Consider the following 6934-nt stretch of genomic DNA (forward strand, 5'->3'; position numbering starts at 1 on the left):
TGCAAAACACATAAGATTGAATTTGAAAAAACTAAAAAGAAAAATTATTTTTATAAAATAATAATCGAAAATCAAAAGCAATTTAGCATTATGTTTCCATATGTATATGGTAATGGAAGTATGAATAATTTGGCTTTATGGTCGTTAAAAAGGGACGTTTTTAGTTTTGGGAAAGGGGAAGTTAAAACCCTTTTTGGTATTAAAAAAAATCACACCACAATAGTTACTCTACTTGAAAGTGATTGTGTATTTTGGGTTGTTTTTGATGGGGATAGTGTTGTTGCAATAACAAATGATAGGCAATTTTCAACAATTGAAAATATCTCATACTAAAACCGATTTTATTATCACTGAATATGCAGGTTAGAAATCTCTTATTAAGCTAGCGGGATACTTTCTGAAATAAGTAGGGACGCTTTTTTACTAAAGGGGAGTTTAGTCGAATAAGGGTTGTAACATTCTTCCATATGATTCGTCTTAATGACTAGTAGGTAAGGCGTGATGTTCTTTTTATTAAGTTATTGAACTAACGGCGTAGGTTTATGAAAGATAGCCACTTTAATTAATTTCATTAGAAACACCGTAATCTATATTGAAATGAAAAGTTATTTACGACGTTTTCATGGTCTTCCGTTTGAATCCGAATTCTTTGTAACAGATACCAATGAGATTGAACTTTGGTTTGCACTACTTTTATTAGTATGTTTTTGGTGATATATTTTGGGCATCTGTCGACCATACATGCAATTTTTATTGTTTATATAGATTAAATAATTCGGTTTTCCCATCCCATTTTACCGTCACTTTAACAACTTCGATTTTGGAATATATATTTATATTCCCACCAAGTCCTTTGGTAGAAAGAGTACCTTTTTCTCCAACGGGGGAACCGTTTGAAGAAGTACCTGCTAATAGACTAAACATTGCAAGTCCACCTGCACTTGTTTCATATGTGCATGAAACTTGTCCTACAGAATCAACATCTTTCCCTTTATATTTTAAATTTCCTTCAGTGGTTATTCCTCCCTCTAACAAATCAGTTGAAAAAGAAGCCACCCAATTTTCACTTTCACCATTGAAACTTTCACCATTGAAACTAACAACTTTGGTAGGCTTTAATTCTTGAGCAGAAACGGGTAAGCCCATAATGAATATAGAACATAAAAGTAAAAAAATGGTGCATTAAATTTTTTCACATTTTTCCCTCCTTGTAATTATAAATTGATTCTTAATATAACCATAATCCCGATTTTATCTCAGAGATGAAGAAACCAACTTTCATTTCGCTATTTTACTTAAAATGGTTTTATGTAAAAAGGTGGAGAATTATGTGTATCAGACCGTACTGTCGCTTTAAGAAATAGTTATTGGGGAACTTAGTATAAATCAGAAACTATGATAAAACATTCTTTTCGACATACCCATCGAGCAATAACGAAGCAAAGCATTGTGCAACTACGGCTTGTTTCCTTTCAAGTTCAAAAGGTACCGCTCCATAACTATGTGCAGCTGCATTTCTAAGTTCAAATAGTTTATTGTATAAATCCATATATGTAGTTTCACCTTTTGTGAATTTATCATCTGGATTTATACTAATTTGGTTAAGCCATTTTTGTTTATGCTCAAATAGAAGGTTTCTATTTTCTCTTTTAGGCGGTTTTCCTATTAACGCTCTCTTTTTGATTTTTTAGCTTTTCTATTCAGCCCTCCAATTAAATGTTTTGAAAGATTCAAAGCATGCTTTTCGTTGGCTTATCTAGAAGTTTCTTGAAATTTAATATTAACCATAGATATGAAAAAGTTTAACAGTGCTTATTCAACTAATGGGGGCTTTAGTGAAAAAAGGAGGATAAAAATAATCAATTCTTAATCATAAAATAAATATATGAATTTGCCACTTTTGTTGAAGATTTGTAATGGTTGATTTTTATGATGGCAGTATACTATATGATTTTAAAAATGGTGAATTCTACAAGAGGGAGTTAAGTCAGTGGAAGAGTGATACACGATCACCCAATTGGGTCAAAATTAAAAATTGGAGATACGTAAGTGTCATACTTACAAAATATAATAAGGAAAATGTTTTTTTCATGGAGCAGTCTATAAAAACAATGTCCTTATAGAAATTGTATCTTTCCGTCACGGGCTCAGTGAAGAAGAGTTTAATACTCTAGTAACGTTCTTTATTAAGAATGGAAAGAAAATAACTGAAGATATTTTAAGCATTGATGCAAGTATTTGTGTAGAGGTGGCTTGTATTGATTTTGCCTTTGGAAAATTGAGAGAACCTCGATTCCATAAGTTCAACTTTGATAAACAACCGGAGGATTGCACCTGGCAGAACATGCAACGACAATTAAAGCCGCTTCCTCACACATTAGAGGTGACACATCCAGATAATCCAATTTGGCCAGCAAGTAACATACAGAAGGATGATTACTTATTATATCTACAACATGTAGCGCCATATATGCTGCCATTTCTAAGAGATCGTTTACTTACAGTTATCCGTGACGCATTTTTTCCGAGTTTGTATGTAAGTTTTTATGTGAGCAAGAGCCCCGATGGTTTACCACTGAACGATTAAAGAAGAATCGGAATAACAGATTATATCTCGACTATGTTCAGCATAAAGCGGGTAATACGTTAGCCGCTCCTTACTCTCCTAGAGGGAATGAAAAGGATTAATCTCAACACCGCTAAATTGGGAAGAAGTCAACGATTCGTTAACACCAACAACATTTACAATTCCGGCTGTTATAGACCGTATTCAGAAGCAGGGTAATCCATTTCATAGCTTCATTCGGACAGAGAATTCGCAACAATTTGCAAATGTCCTAAGTCAATTAAAGAATGAGTAAGTTCGTAGCAATTAAAATAGGGGAGTGGATCGTTAATGTGTGTAAGCAGAATTATTCTGCAATACATGAAAAGCTACTAAACAATTGATATATCGTCTTTAGCGTTATAAAGGTCTTACTGTTAGTTTCTTTAACGTTTATTTAGGTACATTTACTGCAGAACCAAATAGAAATACCCCAACTATCTAACTGCCATAATCCCGCTTCGCGTCTATAAAACTCCTCTCCCCTGATTATGTATGCATAAGATTCGTTTATATTCGTTTCATAGGTGTTCAATGAAATAATTGAATAATGTTTCATTACAAATAAAGTTTAAATAAAATAGAGATTTTGGTTATATTAATAACCAATTAATAATTAAGAGGAGGAAGCTTTGTGAAAAAATATAAAACGTTTGTTTCATTTTTATGCTTTTTTTTCATTAATTTTGGGCTTATCTGTTTCCGCCCAAGAAATAAATTCGTCCAAAGTTAGTTACCATGGTGAAAGTGAAAATTGGATGGGTGATTTTACAATTGATATTTCGAAGGAGGGAGTAACAAAAATAGGGAATATAAAGTATAAAGGGGAAGATGTTGATTCTGTAGGACAAGCTTCATGTACGTATGATACAATCTTTGGTGGACAATCAATTAAAAGTCAATTAGCAGGTATGGATTCACCTATAGAAGAAAGAGGTACTCTTTTAAGTAAAGCAGTTGTAGGGAATAATAATAATGTTTATTCCAAAGTGAAATTTATTAAAGTGACAGTGAAATGGGATGGGAAAACCGAATCATTTAATTTGTACAAATAAAAAATTGCATGTATTGTCGACAGATGCAAAAATTCACCACCAAATAAGACCATTCTCTATTATTGGAGAAATGGTCTTATTTTTTTAGAAAAAAGAATCAATTCGGTAAAAAATGATAATTAATTTCCAAAAAAAGAAGGATCCCCTAATAAAAAACAAAAAACACATATATTTATTTATAATATTTTAAAAATTAAAAAAGATAAAGGAGAATATTAATTTATGGGGAATTAGTAGATTAACACTACAAATTAATTAAAGGGAGGGTGATTAATATTGAATAACATCAAAAGAGTATTTTGGGTACTAGTTACCCTTTCAATAGTATTTAGCCTTTTTTATGTAGAAAATAAAAATGAAAAAAAAGAATCCTCTGTTGTAGGTATTGAATTATCTCTTAAAGAAGCTATTAAACTTGGATTAGATAGAGCTAAAAAATGGAATGTAAATGCATATGTGGCTTTTATAACCAGCGTTGATGAAGATATGGGAGGAACAATGGGAGGAACAGGGAAACGATATAATTGGACTATGAGCTTTGAGGATTCAAGTACTGATCAACAATTAATTGTAATGATTTCAAAAGGAAAAATAATTGAATCTTATGAGGGGAGGGGACCTAGTTTTGGAGAGATAAAATTAGATGATATTAAATTTGACAGTCCTGATTTATTGAAAATAGCAAAGGAAAAATATGATTTACAAAAAGGGAGGGATTGGGCTACAGGATACCATTTTACAATAGATGGCGAAAAAGGGAAACCAACTGTATCCATTTTAGGAAATGATAGGGATAGTCTTTTTACACGAATAACTTTCGATGCTAAAAACGGTGAAATAGTGCGTGCTAGCCACAAAGTGCCCGTAGGAGGAGGTTTGATTAAAGCACGTTTGGGATCCGGCGAATCTGTGACATCAAAAAAAGGAATGGCTATTAAAGGGATATCGGCTAATTATAAACAAGTAGCTATTTGGGGTGATTTAAAGCCAAGGGTATTTAATTTTTCAGTACAACCTTTTTTGGGGTATAGCCAAAATGGAGGGGAAATTTGGAGAGACATAAATATGAATAAAGACATACTAAATGCATGGGTTAATTTAGATAATGAGTTATATGCTGCGACAGAATTAGGAATCTGGCGTATTGAGACCTCTGATAATAAAATGAATAGAATTTTAACAACAGAAAATAAGGTTGAGAAAATTAACTACTCAACAAATAATAATATTGTCATGTTATCTAACAATTATATTTACAAAACAGTGGATAATGGTGAAAATTGGAATGCAATTATTCAACCCGGAACTGAGGAAATTATTTCATTGCAAATTACTGATGGGGGGACAGTAATTCTATTAACAAATAGTGGGGAAATTTTTCAGGGAAATGGTGATGAATGGATTAATTTTAAGTTGAGCCAAGGCATAAAAACACCATCATATATGGAACTAATGGGAAATAATTTGTTCCTTCTTTCAGATTATACATTGTGGGTTCAGAATCTTAACGAAGGCGGATGGAATAAAGTACAAACAAAGTATGAATTTAACACTTTAATTAAAAAGGGAAACAACTTATTTGGGATTTCTGAAGATGGAGTAGTTTATTTAATTAAACTAGGAGGTTATGCTAATGAGTGGAAAGTGGAAAGGTTGTTTGAAGTAAAAGAAGGAATTATAGCAGATTTAGAACTCACACAAGATGATCTATTTATAGCCACAATACCAGATTACCATTGGGAATCTATGAATTAAATATGAATTGTTTTTTAATTTAATGTTAAGAAATAATAAAACGTTCTACAAAAAAATTGAAATAATTGGAGGAATTGAATGTGAAAAAGAAAATGGGCATATTTCTTATTGTAAGTTTAGTATTTTGTTTCGCACCACTATTTGCATTTGCGGCAGATGTTAATACTACTACAGATATTGACGCTACTATTGAACCATTCACAGCTAGTTATTTTGAAATGGCTGATCAAAATGTAACTGGTTATACAGCGAGTAAATATAAGGCTGATGGATCACTTAGATATACGGCTAATAATGTACTTCCAGGGCCAGGTATCGTAGCAATGAAGAAAAAAACAATAGATAGTGAAGTCCCATATGGATCGATAGTTAAAGCACCCAAATATATAACAAATTATGATGGTTCTAGTCTTGACTCTTATTTTGTTCAAGATACAGGGGTTGGATCTGGTGTAACAGATTTTGCTATAGATATTTGGTGGGGTTTTTGCCGTACAACTGCTTACAATAATTCCGAAACGAGATTAGGTTGTTCTAGTAACGATGCTTCATATCAAAGTGCACTCGCATGGGGTGCACCAAAAATGAAACTTGGATTTTATATTAAATAATTGGACGAAAGTATGATTCTACTACAGGAATTATACAATTCAGAATGATTTGATTGTTGCAGTGAAAATAATCACTTCTTGAACTAACGTGGTATTTAGTTAAACAAGACCATCTTTCGATGGTCTATTTTTATGTCCAAAACATCTATTAGATATCCACATTCCATGTGGAGAAAACAATTCCGAAAAAACGGCAACCGTTAATCGTTAGAGCAAGAGGGAAGTACTATCATATTAAATAACGGAAAAAGAACTGAAAGATAAGATACTCACTAATTTTACTTGAAAAATGATTTTTCTGCTAAAAAGACAGGTTTTGTCATGAAGTTCTTGTCCATATACAATTAAGTTGTATATGGACAAGGGTGTGCAATTAAGGTCTAAGTTCAAAATATTTCATTGTTCACAAAATACCAATTTAACGAATAATGGAATAAGTGTAAATAAAAAAGAAAGACAAATTTACATACTTCGATTTAATCTAACCTCGTCATTAGGAATCTTATACACTCCAATATTCATGTTAGAATAGTAAAATCAGGTAAATAAATTTACTTTATAGGAGTTGAGTGGTTATGGCAATAAAGTACTTTCTTAATAAACGTATTCCGCCTTATAAAATATATACGTATGTTAATCAAAAACCAACTGTGAACGCCATTAGCGCTGTGCAAGATCATTCGAATCGTATACAAGGAGTTATGGGGCTAGCTGGCAAGCATATGGCAGCTGTGAGCATGGCTCAGGATAATTGGAAGCATGCACAAGGAGTTATGGGGTTAGCTGGCAAGCATATGGCAGCTGTGAGCGTTGCTCAGGATAATTGGAAGCATGCACAAGGAGTTATGGGGTTAGCTGGCAAGCATATGGCAGCTGTGAGCGTTGCTCAGGATAATTGGAAGCATGCA

The 6934-nt window shown here is 32.6% G+C and carries 8 protein-coding genes and 1 pseudogene; 7 read left to right on the forward strand and 2 right to left on the reverse strand.

The window, feature by feature from the left end:
• A pseudogene (locus tag ACQKM9_RS21535) lies at positions 1-333 on the forward strand (hypothetical protein); the annotation flags it as partial.
• A gap of 417 nt (positions 334-750) precedes the next feature.
• Here ACQKM9_RS21535 and ACQKM9_RS21540 read toward each other — a convergent pair.
• Positions 751-1146, reverse strand: coding sequence for a hypothetical protein (locus tag ACQKM9_RS21540; protein WP_427736520.1), 396 nt, complete (start codon positions 1144-1146; stop codon positions 751-753).
• 247 nt (positions 1147-1393) lie between these two features.
• Complete coding sequence (locus ACQKM9_RS21545; RefSeq protein WP_427736521.1) at positions 1394-1549, reverse strand: hypothetical protein; 156 nt, start codon at positions 1547-1549, stop codon at positions 1394-1396.
• A gap of 795 nt (positions 1550-2344) precedes the next feature.
• Here ACQKM9_RS21545 and ACQKM9_RS21550 point away from each other — a divergent pair.
• From ACQKM9_RS21550 to ACQKM9_RS21575, 6 genes are all read left to right on the forward strand, one after another.
• Positions 2345-2587 (forward strand): hypothetical protein, encoded by a 243-nt coding sequence (locus ACQKM9_RS21550; protein ID WP_427736522.1) that lies wholly within the window; start codon positions 2345-2347, stop codon positions 2585-2587.
• On the forward strand, positions 2518-2688 hold the full coding sequence (locus ACQKM9_RS21555) for a hypothetical protein (protein WP_427736528.1): 171 nt from the start codon (positions 2518-2520) through the stop codon (positions 2686-2688). The genes ACQKM9_RS21550 and ACQKM9_RS21555 overlap by 70 nt, the downstream gene beginning before the upstream one ends.
• Before the next feature lie 675 nt (positions 2689-3363).
• The gene (locus ACQKM9_RS21560; RefSeq protein ID WP_427736523.1) at positions 3364-3660 is read left to right on the forward strand and encodes a hypothetical protein; all 297 of its coding nucleotides are present in this window, start codon (positions 3364-3366) and stop codon (positions 3658-3660) included.
• A 276-nt stretch (positions 3661-3936) separates the two neighbouring features.
• A complete protein-coding gene (locus tag ACQKM9_RS21565) occupies positions 3937-5415 on the forward strand; it encodes a WD40/YVTN/BNR-like repeat-containing protein (RefSeq protein WP_427736524.1) in 1479 nt (492 codons plus the stop codon).
• Positions 5416-5495: 80 nt separating this feature from the next.
• Positions 5496-6026, forward strand: a complete 531-nt coding sequence (locus ACQKM9_RS21570; RefSeq protein ID WP_427736525.1) for a hypothetical protein — start codon at positions 5496-5498, stop codon at positions 6024-6026.
• Between the two features lie 575 nt (positions 6027-6601).
• A partial coding sequence (locus tag ACQKM9_RS21575) for a hypothetical protein (RefSeq protein ID WP_427736526.1) occupies positions 6602-6934 on the forward strand: 333 nt, incomplete at its 3' end.

Source organism: Viridibacillus sp. NPDC093762, assembly GCF_050279675.1.
In the GTDB taxonomy this organism is placed as follows: Bacteria; Bacillota; Bacilli; order Bacillales_A; family Planococcaceae; genus Viridibacillus.